Source organism: Pseudomonas sp. 313 (assembly GCF_000316965.1).
GTDB lineage: Bacteria > Pseudomonadota > Gammaproteobacteria > Pseudomonadales > Pseudomonadaceae > Chryseomonas > Chryseomonas benzopyrenica.
The window spans coordinates 248530-271437 of the sequence record NZ_ANBZ01000022.1 but is presented as its reverse complement, the minus strand read 5'-3'; the positions used below and the strand labels follow the sequence as shown (position 1 = coordinate 271437).

Genomic DNA, 22908 nt, shown 5'->3' with positions numbered 1-22908 from the left:
TCCGCAGAATCGGCACACTGAGGTAGCGGAGGCAGCCAATGTCCATCCTTTATACGATACTGGGAACCCTGATCGCCCTGGGCGTCCTGGTGACCATTCACGAGTATGGCCATTTCTGGACGGCGCGCCGGTGCGGCGTCAAGGTCCTGCGCTTTTCCGTCGGTTTTGGCAAGCCGCTGCTGCGCTGGCACGATCACCACGGCACCGAATTCGTGGTGGCCGCGATCCCACTGGGCGGCTACGTGAAGATGCTGGACGAGCGCGAAGCGCCGGTGGCCCCTGAAGATCAGCATGCCGCCTTCAACCGCAAGACGGTACGCCAGCGCATCGCCATCGTCGCCGCCGGTCCGATCGCCAACTTCCTGCTCGCCATCCTGTTCTTCTGGGTGTTGGCCATGCTGGGTTCCCAGCAGCCGCGGCCGGTCGTGGGCGGCATCACGCCCGATACGCTGGCTGCCACCGCAGGCATCCCCGTCGGCGCTGAGCTGACCGCGGTGGATGACGCCGCTGTGGACAGCTGGTCGGCAGTCAATCTGCGCCTGGTCGATCGTCTGGGTGAAAGTGGTCCGCTGCGCCTGAGTTACCGGGTGCCGGGCACCACCGCCGAGCAGCGCACGGTCATCCAGCTCGACGCCTGGCTGCGCGGTGCGGAAGATCCCGATCCGATCCAGGCCCTGGGCCTGAAACCCTGGCGGCCACAGATTCCGGCAGTCTTCGCCGAGCTGGATCCGGCCGGTCCGGCGAAAGCGGCCGGCCTGCAGACGGGGGATCGCCTGATCGCCCTGAACGATACGGCGATCAGCGATTGGCAGCAGGCGGTGGAGTGGGTGCGGGCGCACGCCGATCAGCAGGTCAAGGTCACCTATGAACGCGAGGGTCAGCGGCGGGATCTGTCCCTGCGGTTGGGCGCGCGGCGGGTCGATTCCACCGACGCCGGCTACCTCGGCGCCGGTGTGGCACCGGTCAAGTGGCCGGCGGAAATGGTTCGCGAAATCAGCTATGGACCCGTCGCCGCCGTAGGGGAGGGTATCGGTCGGACCTGGCAGATGAGCGTGCTGACGCTGGTTTCCCTGAAGAAGATGCTCTTGGGAGAGCTGTCGGTAAAAAACTTGAGCGGGCCGATAACCATTGCTAAAGTGGCGGGCGCTTCCGCTCAGTCAGGCCTAGGGGACTTCCTCAATTTTCTGGCGTACCTGAGCATTAGCCTGGGGGTTCTGAATCTGTTGCCTATCCCTGTGCTCGACGGTGGTCACCTGGTGTTCTACTTCGTCGAGTGGATTCGCGGGCGGCCCTTGTCCGAGCGTGTACAGACATGGGGCATGCAGATCGGTATTAGCCTCGTCGTGGGTGTGATGCTGCTGGCCTTGGTCAATGACCTCGGTCGCCTCTGACACTCTGCTGATTGCCGAATCTGCCGCCCAGTGCGGCAGATTCTTTATTTGCCAGTTGGAATAAAAGGGACTCATGAAACGCCTGCTGCTACCTGCGGTAATAGCCGCGCTGATGATCGGCGAGGTACACGCCGAGTCCTTCACCATCTCCGATATCCGCGTCAACGGACTGCAACGAGTATCGTCCGGCAGCGTCTTCGGTGCCCTGCCGCTCAATGTCGGCGAGTCCGTCGACGACAACAAGTTGGCCGAAGCCTCCCGCTCGCTCTTCCGTACCGGATTCTTCCAGGACATCCAGCTGGGCCGTGACGGCAACGTCCTGGTCGTGAATCTGGTCGAGCGTCCCTCCATTTCCAGCATCACCCTGGAAGGCAACAAGGCGATCTCCAGCGACGACCTGATGAAGGGCCTCAAGCAGGCCGGTCTCGCCGAGGGCGAGATCTTCCAGCGTGCGACGCTGGAAGGCGTGCGCAACGAACTGCTGCGCCAGTACGTCGCCCAGGGCCGTTATTCCGCCAGCATCGACGCCGAAGTGGTGCCGCAGCCCCGTAACCGGGTGCAGCTCAAGATCACCGTCAACGAGGGCGAGGTCGCGACCATCTCCCACGTCAATGTGGTGGGCAACACGGTCTTCGCCGAGGATGACCTCACCTCGCTGTTCGAACTCAAGCCGAGCAACTGGTTGTCGTTCTTCCGTAACGATGACAAATACTCCCGGGAAAAGTTGGCGGGTGACCTGGAGCGCCTGCGCTCCTATTACCTGGACCGCGGCTACATCAACATGGACATCACCTCGACCCAGGTGTCCATCACGCCCGACAAGAAGCACGTCTACATCACGGTCAACGTCAACGAAGGGCAGAAGTACACCGTTCGTGAAGTCAAGCTGTCCGGCGACCTCAAGGTGCCGGAGGAAGAGCTGCGCAAACTGATGCTGGTCCAGCCGGGCCAGGTCTTCTCGCGCAAGGTCATGACCAGCACCTCGGATCTGATCACCCGCCGCCTGGGCAACGAAGGCTATACCTTCGCCAACGTCAACGGTCTGCCCGAGCCCCATGACGACGACCACAGCGTGTCCCTGACCTATGTGGTCGATCCGGGCAAGCGTGCCTACGTCAATCGCATCAACTTCCGCGGCAACACCAAGACCGAGGACGAGGTGCTGCGTCGCGAGATGCGCCAGATGGAAGGCGGATGGGCGTCCACCTACCTCATCGACCAGTCCAAGACCCGTCTCGAACGCCTGGGCTACTTCAAGGAAGTCAAGGTCGAGACGCCCCAGGTGCCTGGCACCGACGACATGGTCGACGTCAACTACAACGTCGAAGAGCAGCCGTCGGGCTCTATTACCGCCAGCATCGGCTTCGCCCAGAGCGCCGGTCTGATCCTCGGCGGTTCCATCAGCCAGAACAACTTCCTCGGTACCGGCAACCAGGTCAGCATCGGTCTGACCCGTTCCCAGTACCAGAGTCGCTACAACTTCAGCTTCACCGATCCCTACTTCACGCCGGATGGCGTGAGTCTGGGCTACAACATCTTCTATCGCAGCACCGACTACAGCAAGCTGTACGACAGTGACGTCTCCTACTACTCGATCAACAGCCTGGGTACCGGTGTCACCCTGGGCTATCCGATCAGCGAGACCTCGCGCCTGACCTATGGTCTGAGCGTGCAGAAGGACGAGATCAACCCCGGTACCTACAGCGCCGACGAGATCTACGATTTCGTAGATCGCGAAGGGGACAACTTCACCAACTTCAAGGCTAGCATCGGCTGGTCCAGCTCGACGCTGAACCGCGGTGTGCTGCCGACCCGGGGTGCCTCCCAGAGCATGACCGGCCAGATCACCATTCCGGGCAGCGACCTGAGCTTCTACAAGCTCGACTACCGCGGCCAGTTGTTCACGCCGCTGACCGACACTACCGCGCTGCGCTTCCATACCGAGCTGGGTTACGGCGACAGCTATGGTGGCACCGATGGCCTGCCGTTCTACGAGAACTACTACGCCGGTGGCTTCAACTCGGTACGGGGTTTCGAGGACAGCAGCCTGGGGCCGCGGACCACGCCGCCTAAGAATCCGCCGACTTACGTAGGTAAAGGACAAGGCTACCGTGATCGGGAGAACGACGAGGCCTTCGGTGGCAACGTCCTGATCACCGGTGGTGTGGAATACCTGTTCCCACTGCCCTTTGTGAAGGATCAGAAATCTTTGCGTACCGTGTTGTTCTGGGACGTGGGTAATGTGTTCTCGACTGGAAATTGCTACAAGACGCCCGATGGCCAAGATGGAACGAAGAATTGCGGAGACATCAGCTTCTCCAACATGGCCAGCTCCGTTGGTGTCGGTGTGACCTGGGTTACCGCCCTGGGTCCGCTGAGCTTCAGCCTGGGCGTTCCGGTCAAGAAGCCGACCAACTCCGATCCGCAGGTCTTCCAGTTCTCGCTGGGTCAGACGTTCTGACCCAGGCTACACCTTTGCGCTTTACGCAGGAGTCAACTGTGCACAAGTACACCCGTTACGCTCTGTTCGCTGCCGTTCTCGTCGCCGCTCCGGTGTTCGCCGATACCAAGATCGCTGTCCTAAACTACCAGATGGCCCTGCTGGAATCCGATGCCGCCAAGAAGTACGCGGTGGATTCCGAGAAGAAGTTCGGTCCCCAGCTGAACAAGCTCAAGGGTCTGGAAAGCTCCGCCAAGGACATCCAAGACAAGCTCAACAAGGGCGGTGACAAGCTGGCCCAGGCCGAGCGTACCCGTCTGGAGAACGACTTCCGCCAGAAGGCTCGGGACTTCCAGTTCCAGTCCAAGGAACTCAACGATGCCAAGGCGGCGTCGGATCGTGACATGCTCAAGCTGCTCAAGCCGCGTCTGGACAAGGCCGTGGAAGAGGTGCTGAAGAAGGGCGATTACGATCTGGTGCTCGAGCGCGGTGCCGTGGTGGACGTGAAGCCGCAATACGACATCACCCGTCAGGTGATCGAGCGCATGAACGCGGGTCGTTGATGAGCCATACCACCTTTACGCTGGGCGAACTGGCGCAGTGGCTGGAAAGCCGCCAGTTGACCGTGGAGTTACGCGGTTCGTCCGAGCGCCTGGTAACCGGTCTGGCTACTCTGCCCGAGGCCGGTCCTGAGCAGTTGAGTTTTCTCGCCAATCCGCAGTACCGCCGCTACCTGGCCGATACCCAGGCCGGGGCCGTGCTGCTGACGGAAAAGGACGCCGATGGCTATGCCGGTGACGCCCTGATCCTGGCGAATCCCTATTTGGCCTACGCGCGGCTTTCCCATCTGTTCGATCGCAAGCCGCGCAGCGCGGCGGGCATCCATCCCACGGCGCTGGTCGCGGCGGATGCCGAGGTCGATCCGACGGCGGCCATCGGTCCCTATGTGGTGATCGAGGCGCAGGCGCGCATCGGCGCGGGCGTCAGTCTGGGCGCCCACTGCGTGGTGGGCGCGCGGAGCGTCATTGGCGCCGACAGTTGGCTGGCGCCCCGGGTCACGCTCTATCACGACGTGACCATTGGCGAGCGCGCCGTGGTGCAATCGGGTGCCGTGATCGGTGCCGAGGGCTTCGGCTTCGCCAACGAGGGTGGCCAGTGGCAGAAGATCGCCCAGCTGGGTGGGGTGCTGATCGGCGATGACGTCGAGATTGGTGCCAACACCACCATCGACCGCGGCGCCCTGGCGAACACGGTCATCAGCAATGGCGTCAAGCTCGACAACCAGATCATGATCGCGCACAACGTCCAGGTCGGTGAGCACACCGCCATGGCCGCCTGCGTGGGCATCTCTGGCAGTACCAAGATCGGCAAACACTGCACCATCGCCGGCGGCGTGGGCATGGTCGGTCATATCGAGGTGTGCGACCACGTGTTCGTCACCGGTATGACCATGGTGACCCGCTCGATTACCGAGCCCGGCGCCTATTCCTCCGGTACGGCGATGCAGCCTGCCGGTGAATGGAAGAAGAGCGCCGCGCGGATTCGTCACCTCGACGACATGGCCCGCCGTCTGCAACATCTGGAAAAAATCGTTGCTACCGTGACCTCGCGGGATGACGCTGCTTCTGATGCTTGATTCTGCATCGGATGTTTCCCCTTTCTGAACAGGCCTTCCCCGACCATGATGGACATCAACGAGATCCGTGAATATCTCCCGCATCGCTATCCCTTTCTGTTAGTGGATCGCGTGCTGGAGCTGGATATCGAAGCCAAGCGCATTCGTGCCTACAAGAACGTCAGCATCAATGAACCGTTCTTTACCGGCCACTTCCCCCAGCACCCGATCATGCCGGGCGTGCTGATCGTCGAAGCCATGGCGCAGGCCGCTGGCGTCCTCGGTTTCAAGATGATGAATTCCTCGCCGGCCGATGGCACCCTGTACTACTTCGTCGGATCGGATAAGCTGCGTTTTCGCCAGCCGGTGACGCCGGGCGATCAGCTGATGCTCGACGCCCGCTTCATCAGTACCAAGCGCGGCATCTGGAAATTCGAATGCCACGCTAGTGTGGACGACAAGCCGGTCTGTTCGGCTGAAATCATCTGTGCGGAACGCAAGCTATGACGTTGATTGACCCCAGGGCTATCGTCGACCCCAAGGCACGGCTCGCCGCCGATGTCCAGGTTGGCCCCTGGTCGATCATCGGACCGGATGTCGAGATTGGCGAAGGGACCGTCATCGGGCCTCACGTCATCCTCAAGGGTCCGACGGTGATCGGACGTCACAATCGTATCTTCCAGTTCTCGTCCATCGGCGAGGATACGCCCGATCTCAAGTACCAGGGCGAACCGACCCGGCTGCGGATCGGCGACCACAACACCATTCGCGAAGGGGTCACCATCCATCGCGGTACCGTGCAGGATCGGGAAGAGACGACTATTGGCGATCACAATCTGCTGATGGCCTATGTGCACATCGGCCATGACAGCGTGATCGGCAATCACTGCATCCTGGTCAACAACACGGCCCTCGCCGGGCACGTGCATGTCGACGACTGGGCGATCCTGTCCGGCTATACCCTGGTGCATCAGTTCTGCCGCATCGGTGCCCACAGCTTTTCCGGCATGGGCACGGCCATCGGCAAGGATGTGCCGGCCTATATCACGGTGTTCGGCAATCCGGCCGAAGCCCGCAGCATGAACTTCGAAGGCATGCGCCGCCGGGGCTTCTCGGCCGAAGCCATCAAGGAATTGCGCCGCGCCTACAAGGTGGTCTACCGCCAGGGGCTGACCGTCGATGACGCCCTGCGTGAGCTGGAGCCAGTGGCCCAGCAGTTTCCCGAGGTGGCGGTGTTCCGTGATTCCATCCTGAGTGCGACGCGTGGCATCACCCGCTGAGTTCGCCCAACGCCCGCTGCGCGTGGCGCTGGTGGCAGGGGAGGCGTCGGGTGATCTGCTCGGCGCCGGCCTGATGCAGGCGCTGCGTGAACAGCACCCGAATATCTCCTTCATGGGCGTGGGCGGTCCGCGGATGGAAGCCGAAGGGCTGGTGTCCGAATTTCCCATGGAACGCCTGGCGGTCATGGGGCTGGTCGAGGTACTCGGCCGCCTGCGTGAACTCCTGGGTCGGCGCAAGGCGCTGATCGCTCAGTTGCTCGACGCCCGTCCCGACGTCTTCATCGGTATCGATGCTCCGGATTTCGTCCTCGAAATCGAAGCCCAGCTGCATCGCGCGGGCATTCCGGCGGTGCACTACGTCAGTCCCTCAGTCTGGGCCTGGCGCCAGAAGCGGGTGCTCAAGATCCGCGACGGCTGCGACCTGATGCTGACCCTGTTTCCCTTCGAAGCCCGTTTCTACGAAGAGCAGCAGGTGCCCGTGCGCTTCGTCGGGCATCCGCTGGCCGATACCATTCCTCTGGACAGCGACCGCCTGGCGGCCAGACAGGCCTTGGGCCTGCCGGAAGAGGGTACGGTCATCGCCCTGTTGCCGGGCAGTCGCGGTGGCGAAGTAGGGCGCCTCGGTGCGCTGTTCCTCGACGCCGCTGCCCAGTTGCTGGCCGTGCGTCCTGGTGTGCGTTTCGTCTTGCCCTGTGCCAACGCCGCACGACGGGCGCAGGTGGAGCAGCTGCTGGAAGGGCGGCCGCCCTTGCCGCTGCTGCTGACCGATGGCCGTTCCCATGAGGTGCTGGCCGCCTGTGATGGCGTGCTGATCGCCTCGGGCACTGCCACCCTGGAGACGCTGCTGTTCAAGAGACCCATGGTGGTCGCCTATCGGGTGGCGCCCCTGACCTATCTGATTCTCAAGCAGCTGGTGAAGAGTCCCTACATTTCGCTGCCCAATCTGCTGGCCGGGCGCAAGCTGGTGCCCGAGCTGATCCAGCACGAGGCGACACCGGAGCGGCTGGTCGCCGAACTGCTGCCGCTGCTGGAGCGGCCGCAGCAGCAGACCGACAGCTTCGCCGCCATCCATCACAGCCTGAGGCGCGATGCCTCGGTCCAGGCAGCCGGGGCCGTGCTGGATCTCCTGCGGCAGCGCAGCTGATGCAGTTGGGACTGGATTTCAATCTGGTCGAGGCGCTGGTCGCCGGAGTTGACGAAGTCGGCCGCGGTCCGCTGTGTGGCGCCGTGGTCACGGCCGCGGTGATCCTCGATCCGGGCAAGCCCATCCTCGGCCTCAACGATTCGAAGAAGCTGTCACTGGTGCGCCGCGAAGCCCTGTTCGACGAGATCAAGGAAAAGGCCCTGGCCTGGTGCGTGGCCCGCGCCGAGGTCGCCGAGATCGACCAGCTCAACATCCTGCACGCCACCATGCTGGCCATGCAGCGTGCGGTGGAAGGCCTGAGGGTGCAGCCGCGGCTGGCCCTGATCGATGGCAATCGCTGTCCCAGGCTGGCGGTGCCCAGTTCACCGGTGGTGAAGGGCGACAGCCAGGTCCCGGCGATCGCCGCGGCCTCCATCCTGGCCAAGGTGACCCGCGATCGCGAGATGCAGGTGCTGGATACCCTCTATCCGGGCTATGGCCTGGCCGGGCACAAGGGCTATCCCACCGCCGAACACCTGGACGCGCTCAGGCGCCTGGGGCCCACGCCGATCCATCGGCGTTCCTTCGCGCCGGTGCGTGACGCCTGGCACGCCCTCGAGACCCAGGCCTCGACCCAGATCATCGCCACCTACTGACAGCCGTCGCGGCGGTCTGACCCCGGGTTGACAATCCAGTACAATCTCGCGCCTCATGCATCAAGGGGTCTCTGCCATGTCCGCATCCTTCGTCCACCTGCGTCTCCACACGGAATATTCCCTGGTCGACGGGATCGTGCGGGTGAAGGGGCTGGTCAAGGCTGCCGAAGCCGCCGGGATGCCGGCCGTGGCGGTGACCGACCAGGGCAACCTCTGTTCGCTGGTCAAGTTCTACAAGGCCGCCATGGGCGCCGGGATCAAGCCCATTGCCGGCGCCGATATCTGGCTGGCCGGTCGCGAAGGCGACGCGCCCCTGACCCGCATGACCCTGCTGGTCATGAACGCCAAGGGCTATCGCAACCTCACCGAGCTGCTGTCCCGGGGTTTCCAGGAAGGTCAGCAGGACGGCCAGATCGTCATCCAGCGCGACTGGGTGAAGGAAGCCAATGAAGGTCTGATCGCCCTGTCCGGTTCCAAGGAGGGCGAGATCGGCCTGGCGCTGCTCGAAGGCGATCTGGCCCTGGCCGATCAGTTGTTCGAGGAATGGCAGCAGGTCTTCCAGGAGCGCTTCTATCTGGAGGTGCAGCGCACCGAAAGAGCCGGTGACGAAGAGCATCTGCATGCCGCCGTGGCCTTGGCCGATCGTTGCGGTGGCGCGCTGGTGGCGACCAACGACGTGCGCTTTCTCAAGGCCGAGGACTTCGAGGCCCACGAGACCCGCGTCTGCATCGGTGAAGGCCGACCGTTGGACGATCCCCGGCGCGAACGCAAGTACAGCGACCAGCAGTACCTGAAGTCGGCGGCCGAGATGGCCGAGCTGTTCAGCGACCTGCCCGAGGCGCTGGAAAACACCGTCGAGATCGCCAAGCGCTGCAACATCGAAATCCAGCTGGGCAAGTACTTCCTGCCCAACTTCCCGATTCCCAACGGGATGACCATCAACGACTACCTGCGCCACGTGTCCTTCGAGGGCTTGGAAGAGCGCCTGGCCGTGCTCTGGCCGCGCGAGACCACGCCGAACTACGAAGAGAAGCGCCAGGAGTATGTCGACCGACTCAACTTCGAGCTCGACATCATCATCCAGATGGGCTTCCCCGGTTACTTCCTCATCGTGATGGACTTCATCAAGTGGGCGAAGAACAACGGCGTGCCGGTTGGCCCCGGCCGGGGCTCGGGTGCCGGCTCCCTGGTGGCCTATGTGCTCAAGATCACCGACCTCGATCCGCTGGCCTACGACCTGCTGTTCGAGCGCTTCCTCAACCCCGAACGGATCTCCATGCCCGACTTCGACGTCGACTTCTGCATGGACGGGCGCGACCGGGTGATCGAATACGTGGCCGATCTCTATGGTCGCGAGGCGGTGAGCCAGATCATCACCTTCGGCACCATGGCCGCCAAGGCGGTGGTGCGCGACGTGGCGCGGGTGCAGGGCAAGTCCTATGGCCTGGCCGATCGCCTGTCGAAGATGATCCCCTTCGAAGTGGGCATGACCCTGCAGAAGGCCTTCGAGCAGGAAGAGGTGCTGCGCGACTTCCTGGCGACCGACGAGGACGCCAAGGAAATCTGGGACATGGCCCTCAAGCTCGAGGGCATCACCCGCGGCACCGGCAAGCACGCCGGGGGCGTGGTGATCGCGCCGACCAAGCTGACCGACTTCTCGCCCATCGCCTGCGACGAGGACGGCAACGGTCTGGTGACCCAGTTCGACAAGGACGACGTCGAACAGGCCGGTCTGGTCAAGTTCGACTTCCTCGGTCTGCGTACCCTGACCATCATCAAGTGGGCGCTGGAGACCATCAACCGCACGGAAGTGGAGGAGGGGCGCGAGCCGCTCAACATCGACTTCATCCCGCTGGACGACAAGCCGACCTATGCCCTGCTGCAGAAGGCCGAGACCACCGCCGTCTTCCAGCTGGAATCCCGCGGCATGAAGGAGCTGATCAAGAAGCTCAAGCCGGACTGCCTGGAAGACCTCATCGCCCTGGTGGCGCTGTTCCGCCCCGGTCCGCTGCAGTCGGGCATGGTGGACGACTTCATCAACCGCAAGCACGGCCGCGCCGAGCTGGCCTATCCGCATCCGGACTACCAGTACGATGGCCTGCAGCCGGTGCTGGCGCCTACCTACGGCATCATCCTTTACCAGGAACAGGTGATGCAGATCGCCCAGGTCATGGGCGGCTACACCCTGGGCCAGGCGGACATGCTGCGCCGGGCCATGGGCAAGAAGAAACCCGAGGAGATGGCAAAGCAGCGCGGCGGCTTCATCGAGGGCTGCGCCAATAACGGCATCGATGGTGAGCTGGCGGGCAACATCTTCGACCTGGTGGAAAAATTCGCCGGTTACGGCTTCAACAAGTCGCACTCGGCCGCTTACGGCCTGGTCTCCTACCAGACTGCCTGGCTGAAGACCCACTATCCGGCGCCCTTCATGGCCGCGGTGCTGTCGGCGGACATGCACAACACCGACAAGGTGGTGATCCTCATCGAGGAATGCCGCCACATGAAGCTGCGCATCGATACGCCGGACGTGAACATCTCCGAGTTCAAGTTCACCGTGAACGAAGGGGGGCGCATCGTCTACGGCCTGGGCGCCATCAAGGGCGTGGGCGAGGGACCGGTGGAGGCCATCGTCGAGGCCCGTGCCGAAGGCCCCTTCAAGGATCTCTTCGATTTCTGCGCGCGGGTGGACCTCAAGCGCATCAACAAACGCACCCTGGAAGCCCTGATCCGCTCCGGTGCCCTGGACCGCCTGGGGCCGCATTACCACGACGAACTCAAGGCCTATCAGGCGACCATCGACCAGAATCGCGCCGTGCTGCTGGCGGCCATGGAAGAGGCCATCGCCTCGGCCGAGCAGACCGCCCGCAGCCACAACAGTGGTCACGTGGATCTCTTCGGTGGCGTCTTCGCCGAACCCGAGGCCGACGTCTATGCCAACCATCGTCGCGCCCGGGAGCTCAATCTCAAGGAGCGCCTGCGCGGGGAAAAGGAAACCCTGGGGCTGTACCTGACCGGGCATCCCATCGAGGAATACGAAGGCGAGGTGCGGCGGCTGGCGCGCCAGCGCATCGTCGACCTCAAGCCGTCGCGGGAGACCCAGACCGTGGCCGGGCTGATCGTCAACCTGCGGGTGATGAAGAACAAGCGTGGCGACAAGATGGGCTTCGTCACCCTGGACGATCGCTCCGGGCGCATCGAGGCCTCGCTGTTCGCCGAAGCCTTCAACGCCGCCCAGGCGCTGCTGCAGACCGATGCCCTGGTGATCGTCGAGGGCGAGGTCAGCCAGGACGATTTTTCCGGTGGTCTGCGCCTGCGCGCCAAGCGGGTGCTGGGCTTGGAAGAGGCCCGTACCGCCCTGGCGGAGAGCCTCAGGATCGCCGTGCGTAGCGAGGCGCTGGCCGGCGATCGGCTGCGCTGGCTGGGCGAATTGTGCGGTCGCCATCGCGGCGCCTGTCCGGTCACCATCGACTACCAGGGGCCCACCGCGCGGGCGCTGCTGCAGTTCGGCGAGAACTACCGGATCGATCCGGCCGATGGCCTGATTCAAACCCTGCGTGACCAGTTCGGCAGGGAGAACGTCTTTCTCAACTATCGTTAAGTCCGAGCGCCTCGTGCGCTCCGTCCCAACCCTCGCCAGCGGCGGGTGCCGGTGACGTGGCAGGAGTCTCGACCTGCCTCGTCCGATCCCTTAAGGTAGGCGCCCCGGCCCCTGGCTCTAGATTGTAATAACGGATGCCCATGAACCCGAACTATCTCGATTTCGAACAGCCCATCGCCGATCTCCAGGCCAAGATCGAAGAACTTCGACTGGTCGGTAACGACAATGCGCTGAACATCAGTGACGAGATCGCCCGGTTGCAGGAGAAGAGTCAGGCGCTCACCAAGAGCATCTTCAGCGACCTGTCCAGCTGGCAGGTGGCCCGTCTGGCCCGGCATCCGCTGCGTCCCTATACCCTCGACTACATCAACTACCTGTTCAGCGATTTCGAAGAGCTGCACGGCGATCGTCACTTCGCCGACGATCCGGCCATCGTCGGGGGCATCGCCCGCCTGGAAGGTCGTCCGGTGATGATCATCGGTCACCAGAAGGGTCGTGAAGTCCGCGAGAAGGTCCGCCGCAACTTCGGCATGCCGCGTCCGGAAGGCTATCGCAAGGCCTGTCGCCTGATGGAAATGGCCGAGCGCTTCAAGATGCCGATCCTGACCTTCATCGACACTCCCGGTGCCTACCCGGGCATCGACGCCGAAGAGCGTGGCCAGAGCGAGGCCATCGCCTGGAACCTGCGCGTCATGGCGCGGCTGAAGACCCCCATCATCGCCACCGTGATCGGCGAGGGTGGTTCCGGTGGCGCCCTGGCCATCGGCGTCTGCGACCAGCTCAACATGCTGCAGCACTCCACCTATTCGGTGATCTCGCCGGAAGGTTGCGCCTCCATCCTGTGGAAGACCGCCGAGAAGGCCCCCGATGCCGCCGAGGCCATGGGCATCACCGCCGAGCGGCTGAAGAGCCTGAACATCGTCGATCAGGTGATCGATGAACCCCTGGGTGGCGCGCACCGCGATCCCCAGGCCATGGCCAACAGCCTGCGCACTGCGTTGCTGGAGCAGCTGGACGAGCTCAAGGGCTACGATATGCCGGCGCTGCTGGAGCGTCGCTACGAGCGCCTGATGAGCTACGGCATCGCCTGATTCCGCTCTCATGAGTCTGCTGGATCGGCTGCACGCCCGCCTGGAGCGGCAGCCGCTCACCCGTCACTGGCGGGTGGGCTTCTCCGGCGGACTCGACTCCACCGTTCTCCTGTACCTCTTCGCGCGGCTGCGCGAACATGGCCTGCCGGGCGATCTGCAGGCGGTGCATGTGCATCATGGCCTGCAAGCCGCGGCGGATGCCTGGGTCGAGCACTGCGCCCAGGTCTGCCAGAAGTTGGCTGTCCCTCTCGATACCCTGCACGTCCATGCCGATGGCGCGGCCAGTCTCGAACGGGCTGCGCGCGAGGCGCGCTATGCGGCCTTTGCCCAGGTGCTGCCCCAGGATGGCTGCCTGGTGCTGGGGCAGCATCGCGACGATCAGCTGGAAACCCTGCTGCAGCGGCTGGTACGGGGCGCGGGTGTGAAGGGGCTGGCCGGCATGCCCGAAACCCGGTCGCTGGCTGCCGGTCGCCTCTGGCGGCCCCTGCTGGACGAGCCGCGTAGTGCGCTGCTGGCCTATGCCGAAGCCGAAGGGCTGGACTGGATCGAAGACCCCAGCAACGCCGATACCCGACTGGATCGCAACTATCTGCGGCACGAGGTGCTGCCACGGCTACGCGACCGCTGGCCGGGCGTCGATCAGGTCATGGCGCGCGGTGCCCGGCATCTGGCCGAAGCCGACGAATTGCTCGGCGAGCTGGCCGATCTGGATCTGCAGCGGGCCCGGTGTGTCGATCACGGGTTCGCCTGGATTCCCTTGCCCAGTCTGGCCCTGGCGCCTTTGCAAACCTTGAGCGAGGCGCGCCAACGCAATGCCTTGCGCGCCTGGCTGGATCCGCTGACGCGCCAGCCCGACAGCGCCCACTGGGCTGGTTGGCAGGCAGTGTGCGAGGCGGGCGCGGCCAGCGATCCCCTCTGGCGTCTCGAAGGCGGCCAGGTGCGCCGGGGGGCAGGACGGATCTGGTGGGTGCCCGACGCCTGGCAGGTCGCGCCGCAATCCCTTGCCATCACCGGACAGGAAACCAGCCTGGAGCTGGCCGGCAATGGCCGCCTGAACTTCCTCGAACAGGCCGCCGAATCCGGCTGGCGGATCGGCTATCGCCAGGGAGGCGAGCGGTTGGTCGTACCGGGTCGCGGCTCGCGCGAGCTCAAGCGCCTGTTCAACGAGCAGGGGGTGCCGCCGTTCCTGCGCGGCCGATTGCCGCTGCTCTGGCGCGGCGACGAACTGCTGGCGGTGGCCAACCTGCCCGGCCTGAATGGCCTGCCGGGGGGAGGGCGGCTTGAGTGGCAGCCCGCAGACGGCATGGGCGGGTTTGAGCTGGGATGACCTTTAGGCTAGACTACGCTCCCGTCTTATACCGCATTTTCCGCTCGCCCCGAGTGGACGGTGTGCATTGGTCCGGCGCCAGGCCGACCGCTCTCGCTTTCATCGGCGGCTCTCCGCCTCAACGCAGATTCTAGGAATTTTCATGACGCGCTTTATTTTCGTCACGGGCGGTGTTGTTTCTTCTTTGGGGAAAGGCATCGCCTCGGCTTCCCTGGGCGCCATTCTGGAAGCGAGAGGGCTGAAGGTCACCATGCTCAAGCTGGATCCCTACATCAACGTGGATCCCGGCACCATGAGTCCCTTCCAGCACGGCGAGGTGTTCGTCACCCATGACGGCGCCGAGACCGACCTGGACCTGGGTCACTACGAGCGATTCATCCGCACCACGGTGACCCAGAACAACAACTTCACCACCGGGCGCATCTATATGGACGTGCTGCGCAAGGAGCGCCGCGGCGATTACCTGGGCGCCACCGTGCAGGTGATTCCGCACATCACCGACGAGATCAAGCGGCGCATCATCAAGGGCGCCGGCGATGCCGACGTGGCCCTGGTGGAGATCGGCGGTACCGTCGGCGACATCGAGTCGCAGCCCTTCCTCGAGGCCATCCGCCAGCTGCGGGTGGAGATCGGGGCGCGCCGCGCCATGCTGATGCACCTGACCCTGGTGCCCTACATCGCCACCGCCGGCGAGACCAAGACCAAGCCGACCCAGCACTCGGTCAAGGAACTGCGCTCCATCGGCCTGCAGCCCGATGTGCTGATCTGCCGCTCCGACCACACCGTCGACAGCTCCTCCCGCCGCAAGATCGCCCTCTTCACCAACGTCGAAGAGCGTGCGGTCATCTCCCTGGAAGACGTCGACACCATCTACCGCATTCCTTCGGTGCTGCACGCCCAGGGCCTGGACGAGTTCGTCGTCGAGCGCTTCGGCCTGGAGTGCAAGCCGGCCGATCTGTCCGAGTGGGATCGCGTGGTGGACGCCAAGCTCAATCCCGAGCAGGAAGTCACCATCGCCATGGTCGGCAAGTACATGGAACTGCTCGACGCCTACAAGTCGCTGATCGAGGCCATGACCCACGCCGGCATCCAGAGCCGCACCAAGGTCAACCTGCGCTATATCGACTCCGAGCACATCGAGCAGCAGGGCACCCATCTGCTCAAGGGCGTGGACGCCATTCTGGTGCCCGGCGGCTTCGGCCTGCGTGGCGTGGAAGGCAAGATCGCCACCGTGCAGTACGCCCGCGAGAACAAGATCCCCTACCTGGGCATCTGCCTGGGCATGCAGGTGGCGGTCATCGAATTCGCCCGTAACGTGCTGGGCTGGAAAGACGCCAACTCCACCGAATTCGACAAGGCCAGCGGCCACCCGGTGGTCGGCCTGATCACCGAATGGCAGGATTCCACCGGCGCCACCGAGATCCGTACCGAAGGCTCCGACCTAGGCGGCACCATGCGCCTGGGCGCCCAGGAGTGCCAGCTGATCGGTGGCACCCAGGTGCACGACTGCTATGGCCAGGACGTCATCGTCGAGCGCCATCGTCATCGCTACGAGGTCAACAACAATCTGCTGCCGCAGATCCAGGCCGCCGGCCTGAAGATCTCCGGTCGTTCGGGCGATGGTGCCCTGGTGGAAGTGGTGGAGGCCCCGGATCATCCCTGGTTCGTCGCCTGCCAGTTCCACCCGGAGTTCACCTCCACCCCGCGTGATGGCCATCCGCTGTTCAGCGGCTTCGTCAACGCCGCCCTGCGCTACGCCAAGAAGGATTGATCATGACCGCTCAGAAGATCGTCCGCGTCGGCAACATCGAGATCGCCAACGACAAGCCCTTCGTGCTGTTCGGCGGCATGAACGTGCTGGAGTCCCGTGACCTGGCCATGCAGGTGTGCGAGCAATACGTCAAGGTGACCGAGAAGCTGGGCATCCCCTATGTCTTCAAGGCCAGCTTCGACAAGGCCAACCGTTCCTCGGTGACCAGCTATCGCGGCCCGGGCATGGAAGCCGGCCTGCGCATCTTCGAAGAGCTCAAGGCCACCTTCGGCATGCCGGTGATCACCGACGTCCACGAGCCCTACCAGGCGGCTCCGGTGGCGGCGGTGTGCGACATCATCCAGCTGCCGGCCTTCCTCTCGCGGCAGACCGACCTGGTGGTGGCCATGGCCAAGACCGACGCCGTGATCAACATCAAGAAAGCGCAGTTCCTTGCGCCCCAGGAGATGAAGCACATCCTCGCCAAGTGCGAAGAAGCCGGTAACGACCAGCTGATCCTCTGCGAGCGTGGTTCCTCCTTCGGCTACAACAACCTGGTGGTCGACATGCTCGGCTTCGGCATCATGAAGAGCTTCGGCTACCCGGTGTTCTTCGACGTGACCCATGCCCTGCAGATGCCGGGTGGGCGCGCCGATTCCGCCGGTGGCCGCCGCGCCCAGGTCACCGACCTGGCCAAGGCCGGCATGAGCCAGGGCCTGGCCGGTCTGTTCCTGGAAGCCCATCCGGATCCCGAACACGCCAAGTGCGATGGCCCTTGTGCCTTGCGCCTGGACAAGCTGGAGCCCTTCCTGGCCCAGCTCAAGGCGCTGGACGAGCTGGTGAAGTCGTTCACGCCGATCGAAACTGCCTGAGCGGCGGCTGAACCAAAAGGCTCGCGGGTAGCCGAAGGCTGATCCGTCAATGACCGGTAACATGGAGATCGATACAAAAATGGCTAACATCGTCGACATCAAGGGACGTGAAGTCCTGGATTCCCGCGGCAACCCCACCGTTGAAGCGGACGTGATCCTGGACAACGGTATCGTCGGTCGCGCCACTGCGCCGTCCGGCGCGTCCACCGGTTCGCGCGAGGCACTGGAGCTGCGCGACGGCGACAAGAGCCGCTACCTGGGCAAGGGCGTGCTGAAGGCCGTGGGCAACATCAACGGCCCGATCCGTGACCTGCTGCTGGGCAAGGATCCGAGCGACCAGAAGGCGCTGGACCGCGCCATGATCGAGCTGGATGGCACCGACAACAAGGCCAAGCTGGGCGCCAACGCCATCCTGGCCGTGTCCCTGGCCGCCGCCAAGGCCGCCGCCGAAGACCAGGACCTGCCGCTCTACGCCCACATCGCCAACCTGAACGGCACCCCCGGTCAGTACTCCATGCCGGTACCGATGATGAACATCATCAACGGCGGCGAGCATGCCGACAACAACGTCGACATCCAGGAATTCATGGTCCAGCCGGTCGGCGCCAAGAGCTTCGCCGACGCCCTGCGCGTGGGCGCTGAGATCTTCCATCACCTCAAGGCCGTGCTCAAGGCCCGTGGCCTGAGCACCTCCGTGGGTGACGAAGGCGGCTTCGCGCCCAACCTGGCCTCTAACGCCGACGCCCTGGCCGCCATCGCCGAAGCGGTGAAGAACGCCGGCTACGAGCTGGGCACCGACGTGACCCTGGCCCTGGACTGCGCCTCCAGCGAGTTCTACAAGGACGGTCAGTACGACCTGTCCGGCGAGGGCAAGGCCTTCGACGCCAACGGTTTCGCCGACTACCTGGCCGGGCTGACCGAGCAGTTCCCGATCATCTCTATCGAAGACGGTATGGACGAGTCCGACTGGGCCGGTTGGAAGGCCCTGACCGACAAGATCGGCAGCAAGGTGCAGCTGGTGGGCGACGACCTGTTCGTCACTAACACCAAGATCCTCAAGGAAGGCATTGAGAAGGGCATCGGTAACTCGATCCTGATCAAGTTCAACCAGATCGGCTCCCTGACCGAGACCCTGGAAGCCATCCAGATGGCCAAGGCCGCCGGCTACACCGCGGTGATCTCCCACCGCAGCGGCGAGACCGAAGACTCCACCATCGCCGACCTGGCCGTAGGCACCGCCGCCGGTCAGATCAAGACCGGTTCGCTGTGCCGTTCCGATCGCGTCTCCAAGTACAACCAGCTGCTGCGCATCGAAGAGCAGCTGGGTGCCAAGGCGCCTTACCGTGGTCGTGCCGAGTTCCGCAGCTAAAATCTGTGTGACCGGGAGGCGATGACCTAGGTCGTCACCTCCCACCACGTCCGACGGACCACAGGATAGATGCCCAGTTTACAAGCGTAGAGCTGGGCTTCTATCCTGTTTTCGTCTCTGCCGCCGTCCTTGCGGCATCCGCCGTCCGCGAATCCGTTACCTCCCATGCGAAGTCCCTACTGGCTGTTCCCCTTCCTGCTCCTGCTGCTCGGCGGTCTCCAGTATCGCCTGTGGGTCGGTGATGGCAGCTTCGCCCAGGTGCGCGAACTCAAGCAGCAGATCGCCGACCAGAATGGCGAGAACAAGCGCCTGCTGGAGCGCAACGAGATCCTCGAAGCCGAGGTCGTCGAGCTCAAGAAAGGCATGGAGACCGTCGAGGAGCGTGCCCGCCACGAACTCGGCATGGTCAAACAAGGCGAAACCCTTTTCCTGCAATCCAAATAATGTCCCTTCTGCCTTCCTTCTGGGCGGTCATTCCCGCCGCGGGCATAGGCGCGCGGATGCGTGCCGACCGACCCAAGCAATACCTCGACCTGTGCGGCCGCAGCCTGCTGGAGCGCACTCTCGACTGTTTTCTCGACCATCCGCGCCTGCGTGGACTGGCGGTGAGCCTGGCGCCGGAAGACCCCTGGTGGCCGACCCTGGCCTGCGCCCGCGATGCCCGCATCCTGCGCGCCCCCGGTGGTCGCGAACGGGCCGACTCGGTGCTGGGCGGCCTGCTGCTGCTAGGCGAGCAGGGCGCCACCGCTGGCGACTGGGTGCTGGTGCACGATGCCGCGCGGCCCAATCTCCACCGCGAGGATCTCGACCGGCTGCTGGCCGAGCTAGCCCAGGACCCGGTGGGTGGCCTCCTGGGCGTGCCAGCGCGGGATACCCTCAAGCGCGTCGGCCGCGATGGCCGGGTGAGCGAGACCGTGGATCGCAGCCAGGTCTGGCTGGCCTATACGCCGCAGATGTTTCGCCTCGGTGCCCTGCGTGACGCCCTGAGCGCCGGCCTGGCAGCGGGCGCCGCCATCACCGACGAGGCTTCGGCCATGGAGTGGGCCGGGCATGCGCCGCGCCTGGTTGAAGGCCGCGCGGACAACATCAAGGTCACCACCCCCGAAGACCTGCAGCGGCTGCAACGGGTCTTCACCGAGGCCTAGGATCCAGGCCCGCAGTGGCCCATCGCTTAAAAGACTCGCTCGCTGCGTTCAACCCGCTGGGGGACGAACGCCTGGGCGCGGGGTGCCCAGGCCCTGCTTGAGGTGTTCCACCAGCAGGCGAATCTTCGGTGAGAGAAAACGCCGCTGCGGATAGAGCGCCCAGACCGCGCTATTGGGCGGCTGGCGGTTGTCCAGCAGTGCACGCAGTTCGCCCCGGGCCAGATGCGGCAGCACATAGTAGTCAGGCAGCTGGCACAGGCCGAAGCCGCGCAGCGCGGCGTCCAATACCGCCTGGCCGCTGTTGCAGCGCCAGGAGCCTTGGACCCGGTGCAGCACCTCGCGCTCGTTTTCGCGAAAGCTCCAGATGTCGCTGGTGCCGACCAGGCAGCGATGGCGAGCGAGTTCCGACAGGGTGTGAGGCGCGCCGAAGCGCTCCAGATAGCTGGGTGCGGCGCACAGATAGAGCTCCCGCGGCGCCAGCCGGGTCGCCACCAGGCGGGAATCGGCCAGACGGCCCAGGCGGATGGCCAGGTCGTAGCCTTCGTGCAGCAGGTCGACGGTGCGATTGGTCAGGTCCAGCTCCAGACTCACCTCGGGATGGCGGGCGAGGAAGTCGTTGACCAGGGGCACGACGAAACGCTCGCCATAGGTCACGGCGCAGGTCATGCGGATCAGTCCCTTGGGCTGGCTGGAGAGGTCGCTGACCTCGCGCAGGGCTTCGTCGCGCGCCTCCTGCAGACGGCGGCAGTGCTGCAGGAAGGTGTGGCCGGCTTCGGTGAGGGCCACGCTGCGGGTGCTGCGATAGAGCAGCCGCGCCTGCAGGCGTTCTTCCAGGCGGGCGACCTGACGGCTGACATGGGAAGTCGAGGTGCCGAGACGATCGGCGGCCTGGCCGAAGTGCAGGGTGCTCGCCACGGCGACGAATTCGTCGATGCCTTCCCAGCCCATGATTGTTTCCCTATGGCAAAAATGAATTCCAGTATGCCCGATTGTTCCAGGATTTCTGGCGTCTAAACTGGTCACCTCGTTTTTTCGTCCCTCTGGAGTCGACCATGATCAAGTCCCGCGCCGCCGTAGCCTTCGCGCCCAATGAGCCTCTGAAGATCGTCGAAGTGGACGTCGAGCCGCCCAAGGCCGGTGAGGTGCTGATCCGCATCGTCGCCACCGGCGTCTGCCACACCGATGCCTACACCCTGTCCGGCCAGGACTCCGAGGGCGTCTTTCCCTGCATCCTCGGTCACGAGGGCGGTGGCATCGTCGAAGCGGTGGGCGAGGGCGTGACCTCGGTCGCCGTCGGCGATCACGTCATCCCGCTGTATACCGCCGAATGCGGCCAGTGCAAATTCTGCAAGTCCGGCAAGACCAACCTCTGCAGCTCGGTGCGCGCGACCCAGGGCAAGGGCCTGATGCCCGATGGCACCACCCGCTTCTCCTACAATGGCGAGCCGATCTATCACTACATGGGCTGCTCGACCTTCTCCGAGTACACGGTGCTGCCGGAAGTCTCGGTGGCCAAGATCCCCGCCGAGGCGCCCCTGGAAAAGGTCTGCCTGCTGGGCTGTGGCGTCACCACCGGCATCGGCGCCGTGCTCAACACCGCCAAGGTGGAAGAGGGCGCGACCGTGGCCGTCTTCGGCCTGGGCGGCATCGGTCTGGCGGCCATCATCGGCGCCAAGATGGCCAAGGCCAGCCGCATCATCGCCATCGACATCAATCCGTCCAAGTTCGACATCGCCCGCGAGTTGGGCGCCACCGACTTCGTCAATCCCAAGGATCACCAGAAGCCGATCCAGGAGGTCATCGTCGAGCTGACCGATGGCGGCGTCGACTACAGTTTCGAGTGCGTCGGCAACGTCAACCTGATGCGGGCGGCCCTGGAGTGCTGCCACAAGGGCTGGGGCGAGTCGGTGATTATCGGCGTGGCCGGTGCTGGCCAGGAGATCAGCACCCGGCCGTTCCAGCTGGTGACCGGTCGCGTCTGGCGCGGCAGCGCCTTCGGTGGCGTCAAGGGCCGTAGCGAGCTGCCCGGCTATGTGCGTAAGGCGCAGAGCGGCGAGATTCCGCTGGATACCTTCATCACCCACACCATGGGCCTGGAGCAGATCAACGAGGCCTTCGAGCTGATGCACGAAGGCAAGAGCATCCGCACCGTCGTCCACTACTGATCGCCGAGAGGGCGCCCACGGGCGCGTTCTTTCCGAGGGAGATGACCATGAGTCTCGAACTGCTCTCCAGCAACAAGAGTTTCGGCGGCTGGCACAAGCGCTATCGCCACCGCGCCCGCAGCCTCGACTGCGACATAACCTTCGCCGTCTATCTGCCGCCCCAGGCGGAAGCCCGCAGCGATCTGCCGGTACTCTACTGGCTGTCGGGCCTGACCTGTACCGACGAGAATTTCATGCAGAAGGCCGGTGCCCAGCGCTTGGCCGCCGAGCTGGGCCTGGTGCTGGTGGCGCCGGACACCAGTCCGCGGGGCGAGGACGTGCCGGACGACCCCGACAAGGCCTGGGACTTCGGTCTGGGTGCCGGCTTCTACATCAACGCCACCCAGCAGCCCTGGGCCCGGCACTACCGCATGCACGACTATGTGGTCGAGGAACTGCCGGCGCTGATCGAAGCCAACTTTCCGGTCTCCGATCGCCGCGGCGTCAGCGGTCATTCCATGGGTGGCCACGGGGCCCTGATCTGCGCCCTGCGCCATCCGGGTCGCTATCGTTCGGTGTCGGCCTTCTCGCCCATCGTCAATCCGCTGGATTGCCCCTGGGGGCACAAGGCTTTTTCGAACTATCTGGGCGAAGACCGCAGTACCTGGGCGGAATGGGATGCCTGTGCGCTGCTGGCCAAGGCCGAGGAGCGGCTGCCGCTGCTGGTCGACCAGGGCGAGCAGGACAGCTTCCTCGCCGAACAGCTCAAGCCCCAGGCGCTGCAGCGGGCGGCGGAAGCCGCGGGTCATCCGCTGGAACTGCGGCTGCAACCCGGCTATGACCACAGCTATTTCTTCGTCGCCAGCTTCATCGACGACCATCTGCGGCATCACGCGGCGGCCCTGTCGACCCCATAGGTTCTGTACGAAAAGTTGCCGAGCGAAGGTCAGGCAAGGCGAAAAGCGCTGAGGAAGCGGAGTTTATTAACGGTAAATGAGCATTCCGAAGCGTTTTTCAACGAAGCATTACCGAGCGCAGGCACTTTTGGTACAGAGCCTAAGGGCGACGGAAGCTGTTGCCAGCCGGTAGAATCGACGCCCTGTCATT

19 protein-coding genes are annotated in these 22908 nt (G+C 64.3%); 18 read left to right on the top strand and 1 reads right to left on the bottom strand.

Annotated elements, in window-relative coordinates:
* The first annotated feature begins 38 nt into the window (after positions 1 to 38).
* The 16 genes from rseP to ispD all read left to right on the top strand — a co-directional run bounded on the left by rseP (position 39) and on the right by ispD (position 19657).
* Entirely contained in the window at positions 39 to 1391 is a 1353-nt protein-coding gene (gene rseP / locus C722_RS0102850; protein ID WP_017639050.1) for an RIP metalloprotease RseP, read from the top strand.
* Positions 1392 to 1464: 73 nt separating this feature from the next.
* Positions 1465 to 3852 (top strand): outer membrane protein assembly factor BamA, encoded by a 2388-nt coding sequence (gene bamA, locus C722_RS0102845; RefSeq protein WP_026083607.1) that lies wholly within the window; start codon positions 1465 to 1467, stop codon positions 3850 to 3852.
* A gap of 38 nt (positions 3853 to 3890) precedes the next feature.
* Complete coding sequence (locus C722_RS0102840; RefSeq protein ID WP_017639048.1) at positions 3891 to 4394, top strand: OmpH family outer membrane protein; 504 nt, start codon at positions 3891 to 3893, stop codon at positions 4392 to 4394.
* Positions 4394 to 5467, top strand: coding sequence for a UDP-3-O-(3-hydroxymyristoyl)glucosamine N-acyltransferase (lpxD, locus tag C722_RS0102835; RefSeq protein WP_017639047.1), 1074 nt, complete (start codon positions 4394 to 4396; stop codon positions 5465 to 5467). The genes C722_RS0102840 and lpxD overlap by 1 nt, the downstream gene beginning before the upstream one ends.
* A 45-nt stretch (positions 5468 to 5512) precedes the next feature.
* On the top strand, positions 5513 to 5953 hold the full coding sequence (gene fabZ, locus C722_RS0102830; protein WP_007159483.1) for a 3-hydroxyacyl-ACP dehydratase FabZ: 441 nt from the start codon (positions 5513 to 5515) through the stop codon (positions 5951 to 5953).
* Positions 5950 to 6726 (top strand): acyl-ACP--UDP-N-acetylglucosamine O-acyltransferase, encoded by a 777-nt coding sequence (gene lpxA / locus C722_RS0102825; protein WP_017639046.1) that lies wholly within the window; start codon positions 5950 to 5952, stop codon positions 6724 to 6726. The genes fabZ and lpxA overlap by 4 nt, the downstream gene beginning before the upstream one ends.
* Before the next feature lie 16 nt (positions 6727 to 6742).
* Entirely contained in the window at positions 6743 to 7870 is a 1128-nt protein-coding gene (gene lpxB / locus C722_RS0102820) for a lipid-A-disaccharide synthase (protein ID WP_177323648.1), read from the top strand.
* Positions 7870 to 8505 carry a ribonuclease HII gene (gene rnhB / locus C722_RS0102815; RefSeq protein WP_017639044.1) on the top strand — a complete coding sequence of 212 codons (636 nt, stop codon included), beginning with the start codon at positions 7870 to 7872 and terminating at the stop codon, positions 8503 to 8505. Before lpxB ends, rnhB begins: the two co-directional genes overlap by 1 nt.
* A gap of 76 nt (positions 8506 to 8581) precedes the next feature.
* Complete coding sequence (gene dnaE, locus C722_RS0102810; protein WP_017639043.1) at positions 8582 to 12103, top strand: DNA polymerase III subunit alpha; 3522 nt, start codon at positions 8582 to 8584, stop codon at positions 12101 to 12103.
* A 140-nt stretch (positions 12104 to 12243) separates the two neighbouring features.
* A complete protein-coding gene (locus C722_RS0102805; protein ID WP_017639042.1) occupies positions 12244 to 13194 on the top strand; it encodes an acetyl-CoA carboxylase carboxyltransferase subunit alpha in 951 nt (316 codons plus the stop codon).
* Between the two features lie 10 nt (positions 13195 to 13204).
* Complete coding sequence (tilS, locus tag C722_RS0102800; protein WP_017639041.1) at positions 13205 to 14521, top strand: tRNA lysidine(34) synthetase TilS; 1317 nt, start codon at positions 13205 to 13207, stop codon at positions 14519 to 14521.
* A gap of 142 nt (positions 14522 to 14663) precedes the next feature.
* The gene (locus C722_RS0102795) at positions 14664 to 16292 is read left to right on the top strand and encodes a CTP synthase (protein ID WP_026083605.1); all 1629 of its coding nucleotides are present in this window, start codon (positions 14664 to 14666) and stop codon (positions 16290 to 16292) included.
* A 2-nt stretch (positions 16293 to 16294) separates the two neighbouring features.
* Positions 16295 to 17143: a 3-deoxy-8-phosphooctulonate synthase gene (gene kdsA, locus C722_RS0102790; protein WP_017639039.1), complete on the top strand. Its 849-nt coding sequence runs from the start codon at positions 16295 to 16297 to the stop codon at positions 17141 to 17143.
* Positions 17144 to 17222: 79 nt separating this feature from the next.
* Positions 17223 to 18512, top strand: coding sequence for a phosphopyruvate hydratase (eno, locus tag C722_RS0102785; RefSeq protein WP_007159474.1), 1290 nt, complete (start codon positions 17223 to 17225; stop codon positions 18510 to 18512).
* A gap of 165 nt (positions 18513 to 18677) precedes the next feature.
* On the top strand, positions 18678 to 18956 hold the full coding sequence (locus C722_RS0102780) for a septum formation initiator family protein (RefSeq protein ID WP_007159473.1): 279 nt from the start codon (positions 18678 to 18680) through the stop codon (positions 18954 to 18956).
* Positions 18956 to 19657 (top strand): 2-C-methyl-D-erythritol 4-phosphate cytidylyltransferase, encoded by a 702-nt coding sequence (gene ispD, locus C722_RS0102775; protein WP_017639038.1) that lies wholly within the window; start codon positions 18956 to 18958, stop codon positions 19655 to 19657. Before C722_RS0102780 ends, ispD begins: the two co-directional genes overlap by 1 nt.
* A 48-nt stretch (positions 19658 to 19705) precedes the next feature.
* On the opposite strand, the gene C722_RS0102770 is transcribed toward ispD, so the two are convergent.
* Complete coding sequence (locus tag C722_RS0102770; protein WP_017639037.1) at positions 19706 to 20605, bottom strand: LysR substrate-binding domain-containing protein; 900 nt, start codon at positions 20603 to 20605, stop codon at positions 19706 to 19708.
* 104 nt (positions 20606 to 20709) lie between these two features.
* On the opposite strand from C722_RS0102770, the gene C722_RS0102765 reads away from it, so the two are divergent.
* Positions 20710 to 21822 carry an S-(hydroxymethyl)glutathione dehydrogenase/class III alcohol dehydrogenase gene (locus C722_RS0102765; protein WP_017639036.1) on the top strand — a complete coding sequence of 371 codons (1113 nt, stop codon included), beginning with the start codon at positions 20710 to 20712 and terminating at the stop codon, positions 21820 to 21822.
* A gap of 41 nt (positions 21823 to 21863) precedes the next feature.
* Complete coding sequence (gene fghA, locus C722_RS0102760) at positions 21864 to 22718, top strand: S-formylglutathione hydrolase (RefSeq protein WP_173150493.1); 855 nt, start codon at positions 21864 to 21866, stop codon at positions 22716 to 22718.
* Positions 22719 to 22908 lie beyond the last annotated feature (190 nt).